18 protein-coding genes are annotated in these 20345 nt (G+C 61.6%); 14 read left to right on the top strand and 4 right to left on the bottom strand.

Annotated features, from left to right (window positions below; genetic code table 11):
- Positions 1-67 precede the first annotated feature (67 nt).
- Positions 68-1150, bottom strand: coding sequence for a TRAP transporter substrate-binding protein (locus ACW9UO_RS04285; protein ID WP_457087746.1), 1083 nt, complete (start codon positions 1148-1150; stop codon positions 68-70).
- Between the two features lie 239 nt (positions 1151-1389).
- Between ACW9UO_RS04285 and ACW9UO_RS04290 the strand changes: the two genes are divergently transcribed.
- The 4 genes from ACW9UO_RS04290 to ilvN all read left to right on the top strand — a co-directional run bounded on the left by ACW9UO_RS04290 (position 1390) and on the right by ilvN (position 6308).
- The gene (locus tag ACW9UO_RS04290) at positions 1390-2826 is read left to right on the top strand and encodes a cache domain-containing protein (protein WP_457087747.1); all 1437 of its coding nucleotides are present in this window, start codon (positions 1390-1392) and stop codon (positions 2824-2826) included.
- Positions 2823-3461, top strand: a complete 639-nt coding sequence (locus tag ACW9UO_RS04295) for a response regulator transcription factor (protein ID WP_457087748.1) — start codon at positions 2823-2825, stop codon at positions 3459-3461. Before ACW9UO_RS04290 ends, ACW9UO_RS04295 begins: the two co-directional genes overlap by 4 nt.
- Before the next feature lie 463 nt (positions 3462-3924).
- A complete protein-coding gene (locus tag ACW9UO_RS04300; protein ID WP_457087749.1) occupies positions 3925-5679 on the top strand; it encodes an acetolactate synthase 3 large subunit in 1755 nt (584 codons plus the stop codon).
- A 65-nt stretch (positions 5680-5744) separates the two neighbouring features.
- Positions 5745-6308 (top strand): acetolactate synthase small subunit, encoded by a 564-nt coding sequence (gene ilvN / locus ACW9UO_RS04305; protein WP_457087750.1) that lies wholly within the window; start codon positions 5745-5747, stop codon positions 6306-6308.
- 112 nt (positions 6309-6420) lie between these two features.
- Here ilvN and ACW9UO_RS04310 read toward each other — a convergent pair whose 3' ends face one another.
- Positions 6421-6789, bottom strand: coding sequence for a hypothetical protein (locus tag ACW9UO_RS04310; RefSeq protein WP_457087751.1), 369 nt, complete (start codon positions 6787-6789; stop codon positions 6421-6423).
- 297 nt (positions 6790-7086) lie between these two features.
- Here ACW9UO_RS04310 and ACW9UO_RS04315 point away from each other — a divergent pair, with 297 nt between their 5' ends.
- Positions 7087-7848 carry a helix-turn-helix domain-containing protein gene (locus tag ACW9UO_RS04315; protein ID WP_457087752.1) on the top strand — a complete coding sequence of 254 codons (762 nt, stop codon included), beginning with the start codon at positions 7087-7089 and terminating at the stop codon, positions 7846-7848.
- 56 nt (positions 7849-7904) lie between these two features.
- Here the strand turns inward: ACW9UO_RS04315 and ACW9UO_RS04320 are convergent, their stop codons facing one another.
- On the bottom strand, positions 7905-9617 hold the full coding sequence (locus ACW9UO_RS04320) for a divergent polysaccharide deacetylase family protein (RefSeq protein ID WP_457087753.1): 1713 nt from the start codon (positions 9615-9617) through the stop codon (positions 7905-7907).
- Between the two features lie 169 nt (positions 9618-9786).
- Between ACW9UO_RS04320 and ACW9UO_RS04325 the strand changes: the two genes are divergently transcribed.
- The 7 genes from ACW9UO_RS04325 (at position 9787) to lexA (ending at position 15314) form a co-directional block, all read left to right on the top strand.
- A complete protein-coding gene (locus ACW9UO_RS04325) occupies positions 9787-10368 on the top strand; it encodes an anthranilate synthase component II (protein ID WP_457087754.1) in 582 nt (193 codons plus the stop codon).
- A complete protein-coding gene (trpD, locus tag ACW9UO_RS04330; protein WP_457087755.1) occupies positions 10365-11381 on the top strand; it encodes an anthranilate phosphoribosyltransferase in 1017 nt (338 codons plus the stop codon). Before ACW9UO_RS04325 ends, trpD begins: the two co-directional genes overlap by 4 nt.
- On the top strand, positions 11378-12031 hold the full coding sequence (locus ACW9UO_RS04335) for a uracil-DNA glycosylase (RefSeq protein ID WP_457087756.1): 654 nt from the start codon (positions 11378-11380) through the stop codon (positions 12029-12031). Before trpD ends, ACW9UO_RS04335 begins: the two co-directional genes overlap by 4 nt.
- A complete protein-coding gene (gene trpC / locus ACW9UO_RS04340; RefSeq protein WP_457087757.1) occupies positions 12028-12837 on the top strand; it encodes an indole-3-glycerol phosphate synthase TrpC in 810 nt (269 codons plus the stop codon). Before ACW9UO_RS04335 ends, trpC begins: the two co-directional genes overlap by 4 nt.
- A complete protein-coding gene (gene moaC / locus ACW9UO_RS04345) occupies positions 12830-13306 on the top strand; it encodes a cyclic pyranopterin monophosphate synthase MoaC (RefSeq protein WP_457087758.1) in 477 nt (158 codons plus the stop codon). The genes trpC and moaC overlap by 8 nt, the downstream gene beginning before the upstream one ends.
- Entirely contained in the window at positions 13303-14481 is a 1179-nt protein-coding gene (locus ACW9UO_RS04350; RefSeq protein WP_457087759.1) for a molybdopterin molybdotransferase MoeA, read from the top strand. The genes moaC and ACW9UO_RS04350 overlap by 4 nt, the downstream gene beginning before the upstream one ends.
- 134 nt (positions 14482-14615) lie before the next feature.
- A complete protein-coding gene (gene lexA, locus ACW9UO_RS04355; RefSeq protein WP_457087760.1) occupies positions 14616-15314 on the top strand; it encodes a transcriptional repressor LexA in 699 nt (232 codons plus the stop codon).
- Positions 15315-15351: 37 nt separating this feature from the next.
- Here the strand turns inward: lexA and ACW9UO_RS04360 are convergent, their stop codons facing one another.
- Complete coding sequence (locus ACW9UO_RS04360; protein WP_457087761.1) at positions 15352-17394, bottom strand: ComEC/Rec2 family competence protein; 2043 nt, start codon at positions 17392-17394, stop codon at positions 15352-15354.
- A 77-nt stretch (positions 17395-17471) separates the two neighbouring features.
- Here ACW9UO_RS04360 and gltX point away from each other — a divergent pair, with 77 nt between their 5' ends.
- Together gltX and gltA are read left to right on the top strand one after the other, a co-directional pair.
- Positions 17472-18887 carry a glutamate--tRNA ligase gene (gene gltX, locus ACW9UO_RS04365; protein ID WP_457087762.1) on the top strand — a complete coding sequence of 472 codons (1416 nt, stop codon included), beginning with the start codon at positions 17472-17474 and terminating at the stop codon, positions 18885-18887.
- An 81-nt stretch (positions 18888-18968) separates the two neighbouring features.
- Positions 18969-20267 (top strand): citrate synthase, encoded by a 1299-nt coding sequence (gltA, locus tag ACW9UO_RS04370; RefSeq protein WP_457087763.1) that lies wholly within the window; start codon positions 18969-18971, stop codon positions 20265-20267.
- The last annotated feature ends 78 nt before the right edge of the window (positions 20268-20345 follow it).

Consider the following 20345-nt stretch of genomic DNA (forward strand, 5'->3'; position numbering starts at 1 on the left):
CGGCTTGTGCAACAAGGCCCCCGGCAGCCTGTGCCGGGGACCCCGTGTTGTTCATGTCGTCAAAGGCTTAGCCCAGAACGCGGTCACGCTGGCTTGCGAAAGCGTTGATCGACTTGTTGATCCAGCCCGAGGAGGATTTCATCGACTCGTCCGCGCTGTTGCGGATTTTTGCGAAGAGTTCGTCGTCCATGTATTCGTCGAGCGTGTCGCTCGCCGCTTGGCCAAAGGCATCCCAAACGCTGTCGGGGAATTCCAGAACCTTGACGCCCGAAGCTTGCAGACGTTGCAGCGCCGAACCGTTGTTGGACAGGAACTGGGTGAGGTTCCACGAGTGGGCTTCGGCAGCGGCCACTTCGATGATAGCCTGATGCGCGGGCGACAGGCTGTCGAACACATCGCGGTTGGTGGCCAGCGACAGGGTTGCTGCGGGCTCGTGGAAACCGGCGGTGTAATAGATCTTGGTGATTTCCTGGAAACCGGCTTTTTCGTCCGCCCAGGGGCCGATCCACTCGGTGCCGTCAATCGCGCCGGAGGCCAGCGCCTGATACACTTCCGCACCGGGAAGGTTTTGCACCGATGCGCCCAGTTTGCCAAGCGCCTGGCCGCCCATGCCGGGCATACGGAACTTCAGACCCTGGAAGTCATCGGGGCTGGTGATTTCTTTATTGAACCAACCGCCCGCTTGCGCGCCGGTGTCGCCGCCGAGGAAGGATTTCAGGCCAAAGATCTGACCCAGTTCGTCGTGCAGCTCTTTGCCGCCGTCCTGATAGTACCAGTTGGCCTGCTCTTGCGAGGTCATGCCAAAGGGAACAGCCGTAAAGAACTGATAACCCGGATGCTGGCCGGTGAAATAATAGTCGGCACCGTGGTACATGTCGGCCTGACCGGCGGTCACGGCGTCAAACACCTCGAATGCGCCGACGAGTTCGCCAGCCGCTTTGAGATCAATCGTCAGGTCGCCACCGGTCATCGCGGTGATGGTGTCGGCGCAGCGCTGGGCCGCGTCATGTACACCGGCAAGGCCACGGCCCCAGGTGGTAACCATCGTCAGGGTACGTTTGCCCTGTGCATAGGCCGGCGCTGCCAGCGTTGTTGCTGCTGCAGCCGAGCCACCAAGTGCCGATGTTTTCAGAAAAGAACGACGATCCATTTAAGGTCCTCCCATGTCGTTTATAGGCCCGTCTGTGTCCTTTTTTCTTCCCAAGGACAGGTTCGGGCAGGTCGTATTCGTGCGGCGACCCTAGCCGCAGAGTGTTTGACTTGAAATACCTACAAACACGTAGACCCCGCCCAAAACTCGAAAAAATCGTCTGAATATCGGGCGATGACGGCACTTCCCCCGCGCGCGGCCCTAGGCAAGCCCCCCGGTTTCGGCGTATCGAATCGTACATGTTGCACAGGTTTGCACGTCTTCGCCTGACATACGGGCAAAAGCTTTTCTTTATCGCCACCGTGCCGCTTGTCATCGCGGCGGCGGCGATTGCGGTGCTTGTGGCGATCCAGTCGCGCCAGCTTGCCGACCGCGAGATTGCCGCGCTTGAGGCGCAGTTGATCGAGACCAAGAAGGCCGAGCTGAAGAATTACATCTCAATCGCGCGCACCGCTTTCATCAATATCTATGGCCGTGCCGCCCCGGATGACGCCGAGGCCAAGCTTGAGGTCACGCGCATCCTTGCCTCGATGCTTTATGGCCAGGACGGCTATTTCTATGTGTTCGATTACGATGGCATCAATATCGTTGCCCCGCGCCAGACCTATCTGATTGGCAAGGATTGGTCGGGGCTACAGGATCTGAACGGCACGCCGATCACCGACGAGCTGATCCGGGTTGCGCGCTCGGGCGGCGGCTATCACAGCTTTGACTGGCCCAAACCCTCGACCCGGAAAACCGCGCGGGTGGTGACCTATTCCATCGGCTTGCAGGATTGGCGCTGGGTGGTGGGCACCGGGGTGTTCATCGATGATGTGCTGGAAACCGTGGCGGCGGCGCGCGCCGATGTCGAGGCGCGCATTCGCGACACCTTTGTTTATATTGGCGCGATCACCTTGGCGGCGCTGCTTGCGGTTTATCTGTCGGGCATTGTGCTTAACATCCGCGAACGGCGGCTGGCGGATGCCAAGCTCAAGGCGCTGACGCAACGGGTGCTCGACGCCCAAGAGGAAGAACGCGGCCGCATCGCGCGCGAGTTGCACGACGGGATCAGTCAGATCCTCGTGGCGATCCGCTATGCGCTCGATATCACCCGGCGGCGGATGGACAAAGGCGACGACCGCGCCTCGGAAACGCTCGACAAGGGGATCGACACGCTGGCCGGTGCCATTCAAGAGGTCCGCCGCATCAGCCGCGATCTGCGCCCCGGCGTGCTTGACGATCTGGGGCTTGGCCCCGCCGTACGCACTTTGGTCGAGGATTTCGGCGAACGCACCGGGCTTGAAACCAAGTTTGAAACCGTGCCGTTCCGCAATCGGCTCGAGACCAACGCCAAGATCGCGCTCTATCGGATTGCGCAGGAAGCGCTGACCAATATAGAGCGGCACTCCGGGGCCACGCGGGTCGAGGTGGATGTGCGCGGCCACAAAAACGGCGCGACCCTGCGGATCAGCGACAATGGCCGCGGGTTCGAACCAAAGGACAGCAGCGGCGGGTTGGGCCTGCGCAATATGGCGGAACGGATGGAGCAATTGGGCGGCACGCTGCGGGTGATAAGCGCGCGCGGGTCGGGCACGGTGATCGAGGTCGAAGTGCCTCTGAGCCACATGCTCACCCCCGAGATGCCAAGCGCCAGCCCGCCAGACGAAGACAGCAAGGGAAAGGCCAGCGCATGACCGAGCGGACGAAAGTTGTGATCGTCGACGACCATCCGATGGTGGCCGAAGGGATCGAGGCGATCCTCGAGAGCTATGACGACATCGAGGTGCTCGCGACCCTGTCGAACGGACGCGAGATTATCGAGCGGGCGGGCGAGTTGGCCCCGGATGTGATCCTGCTCGACCTCAATATGCCCGGTGTTGGCGGGCTGACGGCGACGGAAATGCTGCTCGAAGAACGGCCGGAAACCCGGATCCTGATCCTGTCGATGCACGACAGCCCGGAATATATCTCGACCGCGCTTGGCCACGGGGCGATGGGCTACGTTCTGAAAGACGTGCCCACGGATGAGATCAAGCGCGCGATTGACAGTGTGATGGCGGGCGAACGCTATCTGTGCACCGGGGCGCGGGGGTCATTGGAACCAACACCGGGACGCGAGCAGCTGACCAATCGCGAACAGACCATCCTTTTGCAATTGGCGCGGGGCAAGTCCAACAAGGAAGTGGCGATTGCACTCGATATCTCGGTGCGCACGGTGGAAACCCACCGCAAAAACATCCGCCGCAAACTCGGCATTTCCTCGACCGCCGGGTTGACCCGCTATGCGATGGAACACGGGGTTTTGCAGGGCACCGGCACCGATCTCTGAGCGCGCCCGATCTGTCGACAGATCGGTACCGATCCATCAATGGATCGGATTTGGGCGCCAATGGTGGAAAACCGCCGCATGCCTCCATCGGGTTTGATGCAGAACATTTGGGATCGCGACGTCGGGTCCGAACCGATCTGTTGACAGATCGGGGCCGATCCATCGATGGATCGGCGTTGCGCCCTGAATGATCCGTTCACGATATTTCTCCCGGCGACGAATTATCGCAACTTTCGCAAAGAAAGCCACCCAACAGCGGTTGACGCCCCTGCCCCCCTCTCTTAGTGTCGCGCCCACGTACGCAGAAGGAACACTTCAAATGACACATCTCGTCGTCGTAGTAGACAAGTGGCGCATGGGCCGGTAACGGACACCCTCAACGGTACCCCATGCGCCCCCGAAGGTTTCGGGGGTTTTTTTGTGCGTAAAAGTAAAGTTATGACGTCATGATCGGAGCAACAAAATGACACGTCAGATGACCGGAGCAAAAATGGTGGTTCAAGCCCTGAAGGATCAGGGTGTGGACACGGTATTTGGCTATCCCGGCGGTGCCGTCCTACCGATTTATGACGAGGTGTTTCAGCAAAACGAGATTCGCCACATCCTCGTGCGCCACGAGCAGGCCGCGGTGCACGCCGCCGAAGGCTATGCCCGTTCGACCGGCAAACCCGGTGTGGCGCTTGTGACCTCGGGCCCCGGTGCCACCAACGCGGTGACCGGCCTGACCGATGCGCTGATGGACTCGATCCCGATCGTGGTGCTGACCGGCCAGGTGCCGACCTTCATGATCGGCTCGGATGCCTTTCAGGAGGCCGATACCGTTGGCATCACCCGCCCCTGCACCAAGATGAACTGGCTGGTCAAAGACACCAAGGATCTGGCCTCGACCATCCACGAGGGCTTTCACGTTGCCACCCAAGGCCGTCCCGGCCCGGTGCTGATCGACATTCCCAAGGATGTGCAATTCGCCAGCGCAACCTATATCCCCCCGGCGAAGGCCGATCTCGGCCATTACCAGCCGCAGGTCAAAGGCGACATGAAGACCATCACCGAGTTGGTTGAAGCCTTGGAAACCGCGGAACGTCCGGTGTTTTACACCGGCGGTGGCGTGATCAACTCTGGCCCCGCCGCCAGCCAGCTTTTGCGCGAACTGGTCGAGGCCACAGGCTTTCCGATCACCTCGACCCTGATGGGGCTCGGGGCCTATCCCGCCAGCGGGCGCAATTGGCTGGGCATGTTGGGGATGCATGGGCTTTACGAGGCCAACCTCGCGATGCACGGTTGCGATCTGATGATCAACATTGGCGCGCGCTTTGACGACCGGATCACCGGCCGGCTTGACGCGTTCAGCCCGCACAGCCGCAAGGCCCATATCGACATCGACCCCAGCTCAATCAACAAAGTGATCCGCTGCGACATGCCGATTATCGGTGACGTGGCGCATGTGCTTGAAGACCTGCTTAAGGTCTGGAAAGCGCGTGGCCGCAAGGTCAACCGGGAAGGGCTGCAACGCTGGTGGGCGCAGATTCAGGACTGGCAGGCCGTCAACTGCCTCGATTTCAAGAACGACGGCCCCAACATCAAGCCGCAATATGCCTTGCAGCGCCTTGAAGCGCTGACCAAGGGCCATGACCGCTATATCACCACAGAAGTTGGCCAACACCAGATGTGGGCGGCGCAATACCTTGGGTTCGAAGATCCCAACCGCTGGATGACCTCCGGGGGATTGGGCACGATGGGCTATGGCTTCCCGGCCTCGATCGGGGTGCAGATCGCACATCCCAAGTCGCTGGTGATCAACGTCGCGGGCGAAGCCTCGTGGTTGATGAACATGCAGGAAATGGGCACGGCGATGCAATTCGACGCCCCGGTCAAGCAGTTCATCCTCAACAACGAGCGTCTGGGCATGGTGCGCCAGTGGCAGGAACTGTTGCACGGCCAGCGCTATTCGCATTCCTGGAGCGAGTCATTGCCGGATTTCGTCAAGCTTGCAGAAGCCTTTGGTGCCAAAGGGTTCCGGGTGTCGGACCCCGCCGATCTTGACGATGCGATCATGGAAATGATTGCCTATGACGGGCCGGTGATCTTTGATTGTCTGGTCGAGAAACACGAAAACTGTTTCCCGATGATCCCGTCGGGCGAGCCGCACAACAAGATGCTGCTCGGTCAGGCGTCGACCAAGGATGCCATCGGCGCAAAAGGCGCAGTGATGGTCTGAAGTGACGAACCCCGGGGGCGCTGCCCCCGGACCCCCGGGATATTTATAAAGCCAGAGAAGAGATCATGTCCGCACTAAAGATCAAAAAGGGTTCGAACAAACATTCCGCCTATAACCTGCGCCCGACGTTTTCGGATGTGCAGGAAAGCCATACGCTGGCCGTTATCGTCGATAACGAACCGGGTGTTCTGGCGCGGGTGATCGGGCTGTTTTCGGGCCGTGGCTATAACATCGAAAGCCTGACCGTGGCCGAGGTCGACCACACAGGGCACCTGTCGCGCATCACCGTTGTCACCACCGGAACGCCGCAGGTGATTGAACAGATCAAAGCGCAGCTGGGTCGGATTGTGCCGGTGCACGAGGTGCATGATCTCACGGTCGAGGGGCCTTCGGTCGAGCGCGAATTGGCGCTGATCAAGGTGACCGGCCAAGGCGATGACCGGGTCGAGGCGTTGCGGCTGGCGGATGTGTTCCGCGCGCATGTTCTCGACAGCACGCTGGAGAGCTTTATTTTTCAGATCACCGGCGCGCCTGACAAGATCGATGCCTTTGCCGAACTGATGCGGCCGCTGGGGCTGGTTGAAGTGGCACGCACCGGCGTTGCCGCGTTGAGCCGGGGCAAGGAATAGCCCGCAACCGCGCACAACCATGTGGAAAATAAAACCGCCGCAGTGTCTGGAAGGACGCTGCGGCGGTTTTCGTTTTGATGTCCGGTGCCCCCATCTGCACCGGTCACCGCGATTACGCGGTGACGTGAGTGGTCGGCGCAGAAGTGCTCCAGTCGCGCGCGCGTGGGAAGGGAACAACGTTGGCCCCCCACCCTTCGCCCGGACGCGCCTTGTCTGAATTGGCGCAGCTGCCGAGCTGGCGCACCAGTTCCGGCGCATGATCTTGCGCCAGCAAGGTTGGATTGGTCACGCGGCGAAACTGGCGTTCCTCGCGCAATTCGAATTCAATCAGGTCGCCAGCATCCAGCGCGACCCCTGACAAAGCACTGTCCTGTGGCTCGACGTAAAAGGCCAGGTTGCCCTGGTCTTCGCACCAGACCACAGCTTTTTGATCGTCAGGATTACTCCACAGTACGACCCCGCACATGCGTCTGAGTGACATTGACTTCACCTTTATTGCGTCCCGTTCGGGTTAAATGTTGCATAATTTTCTGCCGTGCGAATGTGCGAACCGGGTCACCAACTCTTGTAATTTGTGCCAGCTTGGTACAGTTTTGAAGCTAATTCGCGTCGCCTGATGCTAAACAGCATCAAAACACAGGCCGTCCGTCCGGTTTCGTGAGTTGTCACAACGATTTGTACCTGAAAAGACCAACCCACACTCTACGAGAAGTCAACTGTGCCCCAATCTGCCACATCAAAGCCCAGAGCGTCCGCATCGCCCGCAGAATTGCGGGCCATGTTTGGCGCAAACCTCAAGCATTTATGCCGGAATGCCACCTCTATTTCTGCTCTGTGCCGCGATCTTGGCATCAATCGGACCCAGTTCAACCGCTACCTGAGTGGCGAGAGTTTCCCTCGCCCCGACGTGCTGCACCGGATCTGTACCTTTTTTGACGTTGATGCGCGCATACTTCTGGAGCCGGTTGAGCAAATAGCGTCAACCTCGAGCCTTGTGATGCACCACCCCGAATTGGCCGGGTGCATGGGGCCGGAAGTGACCAACATCAGCCAGGAACTTTTGCCCAATGGCTTTTACCGGTTCATCCGCCGCTCCTTTATGGATCAGCAGAAATTCGTCGAGGCGTTGGTCTATGTCTATCGGCTGGGGGATTTCTGTTTTGTGCGCGGCCATGAGGCGCGCGAAGCGATGAGCCGCTTTGGCCTACCTGAAAGTCCGCGCACCCGCGAATTTGGCGGCTTCTTTTTCCGCCAAGAGCGTGGCGTGGCCGCCATTGTGGCGCGGCGCGGGGCGACCACCGGATCGTTCACGTTTCTGCACCGGGTGCCCTCGGTCGAGAACAACACCTGGACCGGCTACACCGCCCGGATCATCCACGAGAGCGAAAACAGCCTGCGGATGACCCGGATTGTGTGGGAGCATTTGGGCCACGACACCGGGCCTGTGCTGCGCGTGGCCCGCGCCGCCGGGTTCCGCAGCTTCAACCAGCTGTCGGACAGCGATCAATCACTGCTGCGGCCCGACAAGCCCTTCGCCTGACGCGCGCCCCCGACCGGTTGACCTGTCAGGCGGACGGGCCAGCCCTCAGCGCGGCTCTAGCCGCCTGTGGCGTCGGTCATCAGCACATGTGACACCGGCACAAAGGCCACCCGGCTGGCGCGGTCTTGCAGGCCCCAGATCAGCAAAGCCGAGATCGTCTCGGCGCGCAGGCGGCCCAGCATAATCACCGCGCCCTCCTGCCCGGCCTTGAACGCGGCTTGATCAAGGAAGCGGCGTATCACCGTCGCGGTCTGGCCCTTTCCATCGAAATCCCGAAACAGCGTCGCGGATTTCACCCCGGCGCGGGCCGCGATGGCCTGCCCGGTGTTAAGCCCTTGGGGATAAAGCACCAACCCATGGCCGCTGTCGGCCAAGATACGCGCCACCTGGTCAGACACATCGCGGTTTTCCTGCAATCCGCCGGTGTCCCCTTCGAGCACCGCCACCGCCTCTGGCACCACCGCAAGCGCCGAGGACAGCGTCACTTCGGCGTCCTGCGGCTGTGCACCCGTGGGCAGATTGGCCAGCGCCATGACTTCGAACCCGGCGTCGCGGTAGCTGCGCATCGCCTCTTGCGCGCCGGTCCAGCTGGTGTCGACGGCGAAGGTGATCGGATAGGGAAAGCTTTCCAACGCATCGAGGCCCATCGGCGTCGACCCATCATCAATCAGCACAATCGCCATCAGCGGCTTGTCGTCCACTTCGTCAACCTGAACCGCAAAGCGCTGCAATGGCGTTGCATCCGCCTCGGCTTCGGTCTCGGCGCCAAGCGTCGGCAAGCGCCCGGTTTTGACCCCGGAGGCCCGGTTGCCAAAGGTGCCGGCCGGTTCGCCAATTGTGGGTCGGCCTGCCTCGGCATCGCGGTCCACCAGCGCCGAGACCTGCGGGCGGGTCTGCGCGACGGCGGGCGTTTCTTCGTCTGCGCTCACGATAGGCACGGCGGGCGCGACCGGGGCCTCGGCCACCTCGGTGGCAACCACCGGCGGCGTGGCCGCCGGCGCGGCGGCCGGGGCTTCGGGGGAGGCTTTGGTGTTTGGCGCATCGCTGTCAGGTGTCGGGCTGGGCAGCACGTCGACCTCGGCGATGTCGACCGGAGTCGCAGGCGCGGTCTCCTCGGCGGTTGGGGGCGCGGGCGGCGCATTTGATACGACCTCGGGGGCGGCTTCGGCCTCGTTCGCGGCGGGCGCAGTTTCTTTGGCGGCTGTCGTAACGGGCGTATCGGCCTGCGGGGCCACCGGCGTATCTCCGGTTTCCGTCGGCACCGCGCCCAATTGCGGGGGGGCTTCGTTGACCGAAGGCAGTGGCGCGGCGGGCTGCTCAGGATTGGTTGAGATCGACAGTTCGTCGGCGTCGGGGCGCGCAGGCGGCGTGCCGGGGGCCGCAGGGGCCACCGGATCCATGATGCTGGCCGCGACTGTGCCACCGTCTTCGTCGGCGGGCGCATCGCTTAACGCCTCTGCGCCGCCGGTCTCGGGCACCCCGGTCGACGCGGTATCGGCCAGCCCGGCGGCAATCTCTGCCCCCGAATCGGGTTCGGGAATCCCCGGCGACGGCATCTGGGGCGATGCCCCATCGCCGACCCCGGCCTTGGGCAAACCATCGGGCTCTGTGGCGGGCGGCGCACTGGCCGCACCGGCCCCATCTGCCACAGCCTCGCCCACATCCGGGCGCGGCGACAGCACCGGACCGGTCAAAACCGACACCGTCCCTGCCCCGATACCCGCCACAACGACGCCCAAAAGCGCCCCCGTCAGAAATCCGCGTGCCATGCCTGTCTACTCCTCGAAACTCGCGCCGCGCCTCTTTTCACCGGGCGCGGCCTGCACATCGGCCCACCGCGCCCCTTGACGCTGGCGGCCAAGCCTGAACATGTATACCCCGATCTCTATACTGCGGTGAAGACCCTGCGTCCCAGCCCCTAAAGGCAAAGTTCATCAGATGCTGCTACTCATCGATAATTATGACAGTTTCACCTACAATCTTGTCCATTATCTTGGCGAATTGGGCACGGAAGTTGCAGTACACCGCAACGACGCGCTGAATGTGCAAGAGGCGATGGCGCTGCGGCCCGCTGGCATCCTGCTGTCGCCCGGCCCCTGCGACCCCGATCAGGCGGGCATCTGCCTTGCCTTGGTCGAGGCCGCTGCCGAAACCGGCATTCCGCTGATGGGCGTCTGCCTTGGGCATCAGTCCATCGGGCAGGCGTTTGGCGGCAAAGTCGTGCGCTGCCACGAAATCGTGCACGGCAAGATGGGCACGATGCATCACACCGGCAAGGGTGTTTTTGCCGGGCTGCCCTCGCCCTTTGCCGCGACGCGCTATCACTCGCTGGTGGTAGAGCGCGAGAGCCTGCCGGATTGCCTCGAGGTGACCGCCGAGCTTGAGGATGGCACGATCATGGGGCTTCAGCACAAGACCCTGCCGATCCACGGGGTGCAGTTTCACCCGGAATCGATCCGCTCCGAGCATGGCCACGCTTTGCTCAAGAATTTCACCTACCTGATGAAAGTGCCCGCATGAGCGACCGTTTAAAGCCGCTGATCGGCGCTGCTGCTGATCGCCCTCTGTCTCGTGCCGAGGCCGAAACCGCCTTTGACATCCTGTTCAACGGCGAAGCCACGCCAAGCCAGATCGGCGGGTTTTTGATGGCGCTGCGCACCCGTGGCGAAACGGTCGAGGAATACGCCGCCGCCGCCGCCGTGATGCGCGGCAAATGCCACCCGGTGAAGGCCCCCGAGGGTGCGATGGATATCGTTGGAACTGGCGGCGATGGCAAAGGCACGCTGAACATTTCGACCGCGACGGCCTTTGTCGTCGCAGGCGCGGGTGTGCCGGTGGCCAAGCATGGCAACCGCAATCTCAGCTCGAAATCCGGCGCGGCGGATGCGCTGACCCAGATGGGCGTCAACGTTATGGTCGGCCCGAAAGTGGCCGAACGCGCCTTGGCCGAGACCGGCATCTGCTTCATGATGGCCCCGATGCACCACCCGGCGATTGCCCACGTGATGCCGACGCGGCAGGAACTGGGCACCCGCACGATCTTTAACATTCTCGGACCGCTGACCAATCCGGCGGGGGTCAAACGCCAACTCACCGGCGCGTTTTCCCGCGATCTGATCCGGCCAATGGCCGAAACGCTGCTGGCCCTCGGGTCCGAGCGCGCCTGGCTTGTGCACGGGTCGGACGGCACCGACGAGCTGGCAATTTCCGGCGTCAGCTGGGTCGCCGCCCTTGAAAACGGCACTGTGACCGAGCGCGAAATTCACCCCGAAGATGCGGGCCTTGCCCCGCGGCCCTTCGAAGAGATCATCGGCGGCACGCCCGAGGAAAACGGCCAGGCCTTCGCCGCACTGCTTGATGGCCACCCCTCGGCCTATCGTGACGCCGTCCTGCTCAATTCCGCGGCGGCCCTGGTGGTGGCCGAGAAAGCAGGCGACCTTAAAACCGGCGTCGAACTGGCTGCGCAGTCGATCGACAGCGGCGCGGCCAAAGCCCGGATCATCGCGCTGGCCCAAGCCACACAGAGCGTATGACGGCCCGGCCCATTCCGGCCGCTTGGGCGCATCTGCCGTTCTTCTCCACCAAATGGACCGCGCTGGAACAAAGGCTGGACAGCGATCCCCGCCTGCTTTTGCCGCCAGCGCCACAGACCTTTGCCGCGCTCGAAGCCTGCGCACCGGACAAGGTGCGCGTGCTGATCCTTGGTCAGGATCCCTACCCCACGCCCGGCCATGCCCACGGCCTAGCCTTTTCGGTCGCGCCGGGTGTGGCCCCGTTGCCCCGCTCCCTGCGCAACATTTTCGCAGAGATGACCGACGATCTCGGCGCTTGCCCCGACACCGGAGATCTGCGGTTCTGGGCACAGCAGGGTGTCCTGCTGCTCAACACCGCGCTCACGGTGCCCGCCGGCGATGCGGGTGGACACCTCAAACTCGGTTGGCAGGATCTCACCGCCGACATCCTGCAAGCGCTCGATACCAAGCCACGCGCCTTGCTGCTTTGGGGCAAACCCGCGCAAAAGCTGGGCAATGCCCTTGTGAACCCCGCCCATCTGCGGATTGAAACGGCCCACCCATCGCCCCTCTCGGCCCGGCGCGGATTTTTCGGCGCGCGCCCCTTTAGTCGGGTCAACGACTGGCTTACAAGCATGGGCGACACAGCGATTGACTGGACAGGTAAATGACCCAGACCGTTCTCGACAAGATCAAGGCGTATAAGCTCGAAGAGATTGCCGCCGACAAGGCCACAACGCCACGTTCCGCAGTGGAAGACGCGGCGCGCGCCGCCAGTCCGGTACGCGGCTTCGCCAAGGCGCTGACGGAAGCCTCGCGGAGCGGCTATGGGCTGATCGCGGAGGTCAAGAAAGCCTCCCCCTCCAAGGGCCTGATCCGCGCCGATTTTGATCCCGCCACCCTCGCGAAAGCCTATGAGGCGGGCGGCGCAACATGTCTTTCTGTTCTTACCGATACACCATCCTTTCAAGGGGCCAAAAAGTTCCTGACCGATGCGCGCGACGCCACCAGTCTGCCGGCACTTCGTAAAGATTTCATGTACGACACCTATCAAGTGGCCGAAGCCCGCGCCCTGGGGGCCGACTGCATCCTGATCATCATGGCCTCGGTCTCGGACAGTCAGGCCGCCGAGCTGGAAGACGCGGCCTTTGGCTGGGGCATGGATGTCCTCGTCGAAGTGCACGACGGTGCAGAGCTTGACCGCGCGCTGGCGTTGAAATCGCCGCTCCTTGGGGTAAACAATCGCAATCTCAAGACCTTCGAGACCTCGCTTGATACCACGCGCGACCTGTCAAAGCGGGTGCCCAGCGGCAAGTTATTGATCTCCGAAAGCGGGCTGAATTCACCCGCAGACCTTGCTGATATGGCCAGATACGGCGCACGCACTTTTCTGATCGGAGAGAGCCTGATGCGGCAAACCGACGTCAAAGCCGCCACCCGCGCGCTATTGGCCGATCCGGTGGCTGCCGATGGCTGACCTCACCCACTTCGATGCCAAGGGCGACGCCCATATGGTAGATGTCTCCGACAAGGCCGTGACCTCTCGCGTAGCCATTGCCGAAGGCTACATTAAAATGGAACGGCAAACCTTTGATATTATTACCGAAGGACGCGCCAAAAAGGGCGATGTCATCTCCGTTGCCCGGTTGGCCGGGATCATGGCAGCAAAGCAGACCTCGACGCTCATTCCCTTGTGTCACCCGCTGCCGATCACCAAAGTTGCCGTCGATCTGCACCCAGATTCGGATTTACCGGGCCTGCGACTGTCGGCGACGGTCAAAACGACAGGACAGACCGGCGTCGAAATGGAAGCCTTGACCGCCGTTTCCGTGACCGCCCTGACGGTCTATGACATGGCCAAAGCCGTGGACAAGGCAATGGAAATCGGTGGCATCCGGGTAACACTAAAAGACGGCGGAAAATCAGGGCGTTACGAAGCAAAATGATCTCTGTACCTGAAGCCTTGGACACGTTGTTTTCGCTGGTTCGCCCGGTCGAAAACATATCGGTTCCCCTACTTCAGGCCTCGGGCCGTGTCTTGACCTCAGACGCGATTTCCACGCGGGATCAGCCGCCATTTGCAGCCTCCGCAATGGACGGCTACGCGGTCTTTGGCAGTGAAGCCATCCCCGCCGCCCAGTTCGACGTGATCGGAGAGTCCGCCGCTGGCCATCGATTTTCAGGCACGGTTGGACCCGGCCAAGCTGTACGCATATTTACAGGTGCCCCCGTCCCGACGGGTGCAGACAGGGTCATCATCCAAGAGGATGTGACCCGCGAGGCAGATCGCATCACGCTTCGCCAAACCCTCGACGCTGGCACTCATATTCGCCCCGCCGGTGGCGATTTTCGTATCGGCAGCAAACTGGCAGCGCCTCGCAGGCTTATGCCCGAGGATATCGCCCTTCTTGCATCGATGAATGTACCGCGTGTAACGGTGGCCCGCCAACCAACGGTTGCACTGATTTCGACGGGTGATGAACTGGTCATGCCCGGTGAAACGCCCGGACCCGATCAGATCGTGGCGTCCAATACTTTTGGTCTCTACGCACTCCTTCAATCTCTTGGCGCTTCGCCCCGCCTGCTTCCAATTGCGCGGGATAACAAGCCCTCGCTTGCATTAAGCCTTGAACTGGCCGCCGAGGCCGATCTTATCGTAACCATTGGCGGTGCCAGCGTCGGCGATCATGACCTTGTCGCTCAAGTCATGGCCGAACACGGCATGGACCGCGCATTTTACAAGGTTGCCATGCGCCCTGGCAAACCCTTGATGGCCGGGCGGTTGGGCCGGTCCATGATGATCGGTCTCCCGGGAAACCCGGTTTCGGCCATGGTCTGCGGCCATGTGTTTTTGGCACCGGTGATCCGAGCCATAACCGGCCTGCCCGCAACACTGGCGCCGCGAAAAACCGCGCCTTTGGCGCAAGCGCTGCCAAAGAACGGCCCGCGCGAGCACTATATGCGCGCAAATCAATGCGCGGATGGTATCGCTCCCTACGATGCCCAGGATTCCTCCTTGCTGAGCCTTCTGTCGCAGGCAGACGCATTGCTCATTCGGCCGCCGCATGACGCCTCACGGCAGGCTGGTGAACTTGTCGAATTTATACCGCTCCAAGGTTAAGAAAATCTTATCAGTTGCACAACGTCTAGGGTACGGAACTAGGGCCGTTCGGGCAATTACCCCAAGAGTGTTGACACAAAACGAGAACATGCCTAGAACAAAGTACAAATGGATCACCGTAAAAGGCTGAATACATGTTGACCAAGAAGCAACTTGACCTATTGCAGTTCATTAACAATCGCATCCAGCGAGATGGCGTTCCGCCGTCTTTCGACGAGATGAAAGAGGCGCTTGACCTGCGCTCCAAATCGGGGATCCATCGGCTCATCACCGCCTTGGAAGAACGCGGGTTCATTCGGCGCCTTGCCCACAAAGCGCGGGCGCTGGAAATTGTGAAATTGCCTGAATCGCTGGGGGGGCCACCAACCGCCGCCACGCAAAGCTTCCAACCGCGTGTCATTGATGGCGGTGCAGTCGCCCCGCGTGGTACTGACGGGACGCCAATGAATGTGGCCGAATTGCAGGTCATGGGCCAGATCGCTGCCGGTGTGCCGATTGAGGCGATCAGTCATGAGTCGAGTTCCGTTGCGGTTCCGGGGCAGATGCTGCGGCAAGGTGCCGATCATTACGCGCTTGAAGTCAAAGGCGATTCCATGATCGACGCTGGGATCAACGACGGCGATATCGTGGTGATCCGCGAAACCAATGCAGCCGATAACGGCGATATCATTGTCGCGCTGATTGAAGGTCAGGAAGCCACGCTCAAGCGATACCGTCGGGCCGGCGGTTCGATTGCGTTGGAGGCTGCCAACCCGGCTTATGAAACCCGGATCGTACCGGAAGATAAGGTGAAGGTCCAAGGACGGCTGGTCGGGCTTATCCGCACCTACTGACCCAGTTTTGGTAGAGGCGTTCACGTTATTAACCCAGTTACGGGGTCCATAACCGCCGCCCGCTGGACTGTGCTACAGTCGAAGTTCCGATCCCGTCCTTGCGGAAGGTCAGCGCCAAGGCCCCCGTACGGCGCAAGTCACTTGGCGCGTAAACCACGCAGTCGCTCGAAACGTCGCGAGGTGCCTCACCGTCCGCTTTCTCAGGATCGGTATTGTACACCGCGATATCGAGCGCGGCACAGCCTTGGAATGCGGCGCGCGCGCGCTTGCCGGAAATGTGCCATAGCGCCCCCCCGCCCGGAAGATCGGCCTTGGCAATGCCCGCATCGACAGCTCGCCACCGCGCAGCAGCTTCTGCCTGATCTGCGCTGTCGCCATCATTTTCAAGCCAGACCCGAGCGACAAAACCCGCCCCTTTGTCCCGGCTAAGCGCGCGTCCCTCTTTGACCACAATGCCCACCAATGCGCCACTTTCCGCGATCAATACTGAGGGCCGCTCGGTCGCCCACCAGATCAGGAATGCCGCCACAACCGGCACCGCACCAAGCACAGCGACGCGGCCACGCCACAGGATCGCGAACAGCATGCCGCCCGCCATCAAGGGCAAAACCAATGGATCCGGTGCCTTCACATGCCGCAGCGACCCCTCCCACGATCCAATCTCATGCGCCACGCCCAGCACCCAAGCCAACCCCTGCCCCAGCACCCAAAGCGCTGGCGCCTCAAGGCCAAAGGGCGCAAGGCAGGCCGCGACCACAGCGGCGGGCATGATTAACACGCCCATCAGAGGCACGCTCAGCAAGTTGGCCACCAAACCGAATTGCGCAATGCGATTAAAATGCGCCGCAGCCACAGGAGCGGTTGCAAAGCCGGCCACAGCAGAGGACAGCGCAACCGCCAACACCGGCCAAATCCACCGCGGCACGCCGTCGGGTGCGCCGCGCACCCTGGCGAACACCGCCACCAACGCCGTTGTGGCCGCAAAGGACATCTGGAAACCGGGGCCAAGCAAGGCTTCTGGGCGCAGCGCCAACACAATAAGCGCGGCCACCGCCACCGCGCGCAGGCTAATGGCGCGCCGATCAAGCAAAATCGCCACCAGGGCAACCGCCGCCATCACAAAGGCACGCTCGGTGGCCACATTGCCACCCGACAGCGCCAAATACCCAGCCGCCGCAAACAGGGCCGTGACGGCGGCAATTTTGCGCGACGGCAGACGCAGGCCAATCGCCGGCACCGCTGCCAAGGCCAAACGGACCGCGCCAAACACAAATCCTGCGAGCAGCCCCATATGCAATCCCGATATCGCCAAGAGATGCGCCAGATTGGTGTCGCGCAAGGCCTGCTTGGTAGCCTCGCTCATGCCGGAGCGGTCGCCGGTGGTGATGGCGGCGGCAAAGGCCCCAACCTCGCCCGGCAAGGCCGCCTGAACGGCGCGCGACAGGCGGATGCGCATCGCAAACACCCGCGTCTGCCCATCCGGCCGCACGCTCGCCAGCACCGGAACACGGGTGTAGCCGACGGCTCCGATGCCAAGAAACCAAGCGTGACGGCGAAAATCAAATCCGCCCGGCTCGACCGGCCCCTGCGGCGGCGAAAGATGCCCGGTTGTCATCACGCGCATCCCCGGCACTGGCGCATCGCCCGGCGGACCATGCAGCGATATCCGCACCCGTTTGGGCACATGACGCACCCGGTCCAACCGAACCTGATCAAGCGTCAACCGCAGAGCGCCACTGGCCGATCGGTCAAGGCCAACAACGCGGCCCTCGATCCCGCCGTAATACCGGAAGTCCAGCACCGGCGCGGCCAACGCATGCGACCGCAGCCCAGCAAGAGACACGCCCATCGCAATTAGGCCGAGTGCAATCAAAAAAGGGCTGATCAGCGGGCTCGTGCGCCACGCCATGAAAAAGGCGCTTGCGGCAAAAACCGCAAGCGCCAGAAGGGCCCAAATCGGTGGCTCCCCGCGCAACCCGAAATAGGTCCCGATTCCCACCGCCAACATTACAGGCGACCACGGCATCAAAGCGCCCCGTTGCGCAAGAATTGCCGCTTGCATGCTTTGCCACATCGTCATGCTTGTTCCCGCCCGCTGCGGAGGGTAATCAGGCCCCAAGATACCCCGTCATAGTTATCGAAAGGTTAACGGCCCTCATGTCCGACGTCTCTCCGGTGGTGACTCGTTTTGCCCCTTCGCCCACAGGTTACCTTCACATCGGCGGCGCGCGCACTGCGCTGTTCAACTGGCTTTTTGCGCGGGGACGCGGCGGGAAATTCCTGCTCAGGATCGAAGACACCGACCGCGAACGCTCCACCCCCGAGGCCACCGACGCCATCCTGCGCGGTATGGCGTGGCTTGGTCTTGACCACGACGGCGACGTGATTAGCCAGTTCGACCGCGCCGACCGCCACGCCGAGGTGGCGCATCAGCTTCTGGCCGAGGGCAAGGCGTATAAATGCTTTGCCACGCAAGACGAAATCGCCGCCTTCCGCGAGGCCGCGCGCGCCGAAAGCAAATCGACGCTCTACCGCTCGCCCTGGCGCGATGCCGCGGCCGAAACCCACCCCGCCGCGCCTTATGTGGTGCGGATCAAGGCGCCGCAAGACGGGGCCACGGTGATCCGCGATCAGGTGCAAGGCGATGTCACCATCCGCAATGATCAGCTCGACGATATGGTGCTTTTGCGCTCGGACGGGACGCCGGTTTATATGCTCGCGGTGGTGGTCGACGATCACGATATGGGCGTGACCCATGCGATCCGCGGCGATGACCACCTCAACAATGCCGCGCGCCAGATGATGATTTATCACGCGATGGGCTGGGACGTGCCAATCTGGGCGCATATTCCGCTGATCCACGGGCCGGATGGCAAAAAGCTATCGAAACGCCACGGCGCGCTTGGGGTCGAGGAATATCAGGCGATGGGCTATCCGGCGGCGGGCGTGCGCAATTATCTGGCCCGGTTGGGTTGGAGCCACGGCGACGACGAATTCTTTACCGACGCGCAAGCCATCGAGTGGTTTGGTCTGGGTGGAATCGGCAAGTCTGCGGCCCGGTTTGATTTCAAAAAACTGGAAAATCTCTGCGGCCAACATATTGCCGTGGCCGATGATGCTGCACTGCTGCAAGAATTGCAGGCATATCTGGCCATCAGCGGCAAAACCGCTCTGACGCCGGCGCAATCTGATGGAATGTCCCGTGCGATGTATTGCCTCAAGGAACGGGCCAAGACCTTTCCCGACCTTCTTGAAAAAGCACAGTTTATTCTGACAGACACCCCGGTTCAGCCCGATGAGAAGGCAGCGAAAAACCTTGATGCGGTATCCCGTGGTATACTGACCTCATTGACGCCGCAGCTGCGAAATGCTAGCTGGACGCGAGAAGATTTAGAGGCGGTTACATCTCGGGTTGGCGAAGAGCTCGGGATCAAATTCGGCAAGATGGCGGGACCACTGCGGGCCGCACTTGCCGGGCGATCTGTAACCCCAAGTGTGTTCGACATGATGCTGGTATTGGGACAGGACGAGACGGTTTCACGTCTGGCCCATGCTGCAAAAGACGCCGACTGAGGGCTAATTTACCATCAGAGCGTCACGAGACTGTTAGATTGCCGCGGCACCATTGCCCGGCTCAAGGACAAAGGGACAAGCATGGCAGACAGTAAAAAGACCGCGAGCCTCACGATTGGCGACCAGAGCTACGAGCTTCCTATCCACAGCCCCACCGTCGGCCCGGATGTGCTCGACATTCGCAAGCTGTATGCGCAGGCTGATGTCTTCACCTACGATCCGGGCTTCACCTCGACAGCGGCCTGCGACAGCACCATCACCTATATCGATGGCAACGAAGGCGTGCTGCTGCACCGCGGCTATCCGATCGAGCAACTGGCTGAAAAATCGCATTACCTAGAAGTGTGCTACCTGCTGCTGTACGGCAACCTGCCCACAGCGACAGAGCTGGAAGATTTTGAATCCCGCGTGACCAACCACACCATGCTGCACGAACAGATGCAGTATTTCTTCCGTGGTTTCCGCCGCGATGCGCACCCGATGGCCATCATGGTGGGCGTGGTCGGCGCGATGTCGGCCTTCTATCACGACAGCACCGACATCACCGACGAATGGCAGCGCGAAGTTGCGTCGATCCGCCTGATCGCCAAGATGCCGACAATCGCCGCTTGGGCCTATAAATACCACACCGGCCAGCCGTTTGTGTATCCGCGCAACGATCTCGACTATGCGTCGAACTTCCTGCGCATGTGCTTCAGCGTGCCCGCCGAGGAATACGAAGTGAACCCGATCTTCGCCCGCGCGATGGACCGGATTTTCACCCTGCATGCGGACCACGAGCAAAACGCCTCGACCTCGACCGTGCGTCTGGCCTCGTCCTCGGGCGCCAACCCGTTTGCCTGCATCGCGGCGGGCATCGCCTGCCTCTGGGGCCCGGCCCACGGCGGTGCCAACCAGGCCTGCCTCGAAATGCTCAAGGAAATCGGCTCCCCCGAGAATATCCCCGAGTATATCGCGCGCGCCAAAGACAAGAACGATCCGTTCCGCCTGATGGGCTTTGGCCACCGGGTTTACAAAAACTTCGATCCGCGCGCGACCGTGATGAAGCAGTCCGCCGACGAGGTGCTCGATCTTCTGGGCGTCGAAAACAACCCCGTCCTCGCCACCGCCAAGGCGCTGGAAGAGGCGGCGTTGAACGATCCGTATTTCGCTGAGAAAAAGCTGTTCCCGAACGTCGACTTCTACTCGGGTATCATCCTCGAAGCGATGGGCTTTCCGACCTCGATGTTCACCCCGATCTTCGCGCTGTCGCGGACCGTGGGCTGGGTCAGCCAGTGGAAAGAGATGCTCAACGATCCGCAAAACAAGATCGGCCGCCCGCGGCAGCTCTATCTTGGCGAAACGCAGCGCGATTACCTCGACATCGAAAACCGTTTCTGACCAAAACCAAAAAGCGCCCCTGTCACCGGGGGCGCTTTTGCTTTTGCGGGTCACAGCATTGCAGCCCGCCCCCTGCTT

This window comes from Marinovum sedimenti, from assembly GCF_054052205.1.

Excerpts from the sequence above, each read along its gene's own strand:
- ACW9UO_RS04335 (WP_457087756.1), top strand. The coding sequence starts at position 11,378 with ATGACGGCCCGGCCCATTCCGGCCGCTTGGGCGCATCTGCCGTTCTTC.
- ACW9UO_RS04315 (WP_457087752.1), top strand. The coding sequence starts at position 7,087 with ATGTTTGGCGCAAACCTCAAGCATTTATGCCGGAATGCCACCTCTATT.
- gltX (WP_457087762.1), top strand. The coding sequence starts at position 17,472 with ATGTCCGACGTCTCTCCGGTGGTGACTCGTTTTGCCCCTTCGCCCACA.
- ACW9UO_RS04360 (WP_457087761.1), bottom strand. The coding sequence starts at position 17,394 with ATGACGATGTGGCAAAGCATGCAAGCGGCAATTCTTGCGCAACGGGGC.
- ACW9UO_RS04310 (WP_457087751.1), bottom strand. The coding sequence starts at position 6,789 with ATGTCACTCAGACGCATGTGCGGGGTCGTACTGTGGAGTAATCCTGAC.
- ACW9UO_RS04285 (WP_457087746.1), bottom strand. The coding sequence starts at position 1,150 with ATGGATCGTCGTTCTTTTCTGAAAACATCGGCACTTGGTGGCTCGGCT.
- ACW9UO_RS04290 (WP_457087747.1), top strand. The coding sequence starts at position 1,390 with ATGTTGCACAGGTTTGCACGTCTTCGCCTGACATACGGGCAAAAGCTT.
- ACW9UO_RS04350 (WP_457087759.1), top strand. The coding sequence starts at position 13,303 with ATGATCTCTGTACCTGAAGCCTTGGACACGTTGTTTTCGCTGGTTCGC.
- ACW9UO_RS04300 (WP_457087749.1), top strand. The coding sequence starts at position 3,925 with ATGACACGTCAGATGACCGGAGCAAAAATGGTGGTTCAAGCCCTGAAG.
- trpC (WP_457087757.1), top strand. The coding sequence starts at position 12,028 with ATGACCCAGACCGTTCTCGACAAGATCAAGGCGTATAAGCTCGAAGAG.
- lexA (WP_457087760.1), top strand. The coding sequence starts at position 14,616 with ATGTTGACCAAGAAGCAACTTGACCTATTGCAGTTCATTAACAATCGC.
- ACW9UO_RS04320 (WP_457087753.1), bottom strand. The coding sequence starts at position 9,617 with ATGGCACGCGGATTTCTGACGGGGGCGCTTTTGGGCGTCGTTGTGGCG.
- ilvN (WP_457087750.1), top strand. The coding sequence starts at position 5,745 with ATGTCCGCACTAAAGATCAAAAAGGGTTCGAACAAACATTCCGCCTAT.
- gltA (WP_457087763.1), top strand. The coding sequence starts at position 18,969 with ATGGCAGACAGTAAAAAGACCGCGAGCCTCACGATTGGCGACCAGAGC.
- moaC (WP_457087758.1), top strand. The coding sequence starts at position 12,830 with ATGGCTGACCTCACCCACTTCGATGCCAAGGGCGACGCCCATATGGTA.
- ACW9UO_RS04325 (WP_457087754.1), top strand. The coding sequence starts at position 9,787 with ATGCTGCTACTCATCGATAATTATGACAGTTTCACCTACAATCTTGTC.
- ACW9UO_RS04295 (WP_457087748.1), top strand. The coding sequence starts at position 2,823 with ATGACCGAGCGGACGAAAGTTGTGATCGTCGACGACCATCCGATGGTG.
- trpD (WP_457087755.1), top strand. The coding sequence starts at position 10,365 with ATGAGCGACCGTTTAAAGCCGCTGATCGGCGCTGCTGCTGATCGCCCT.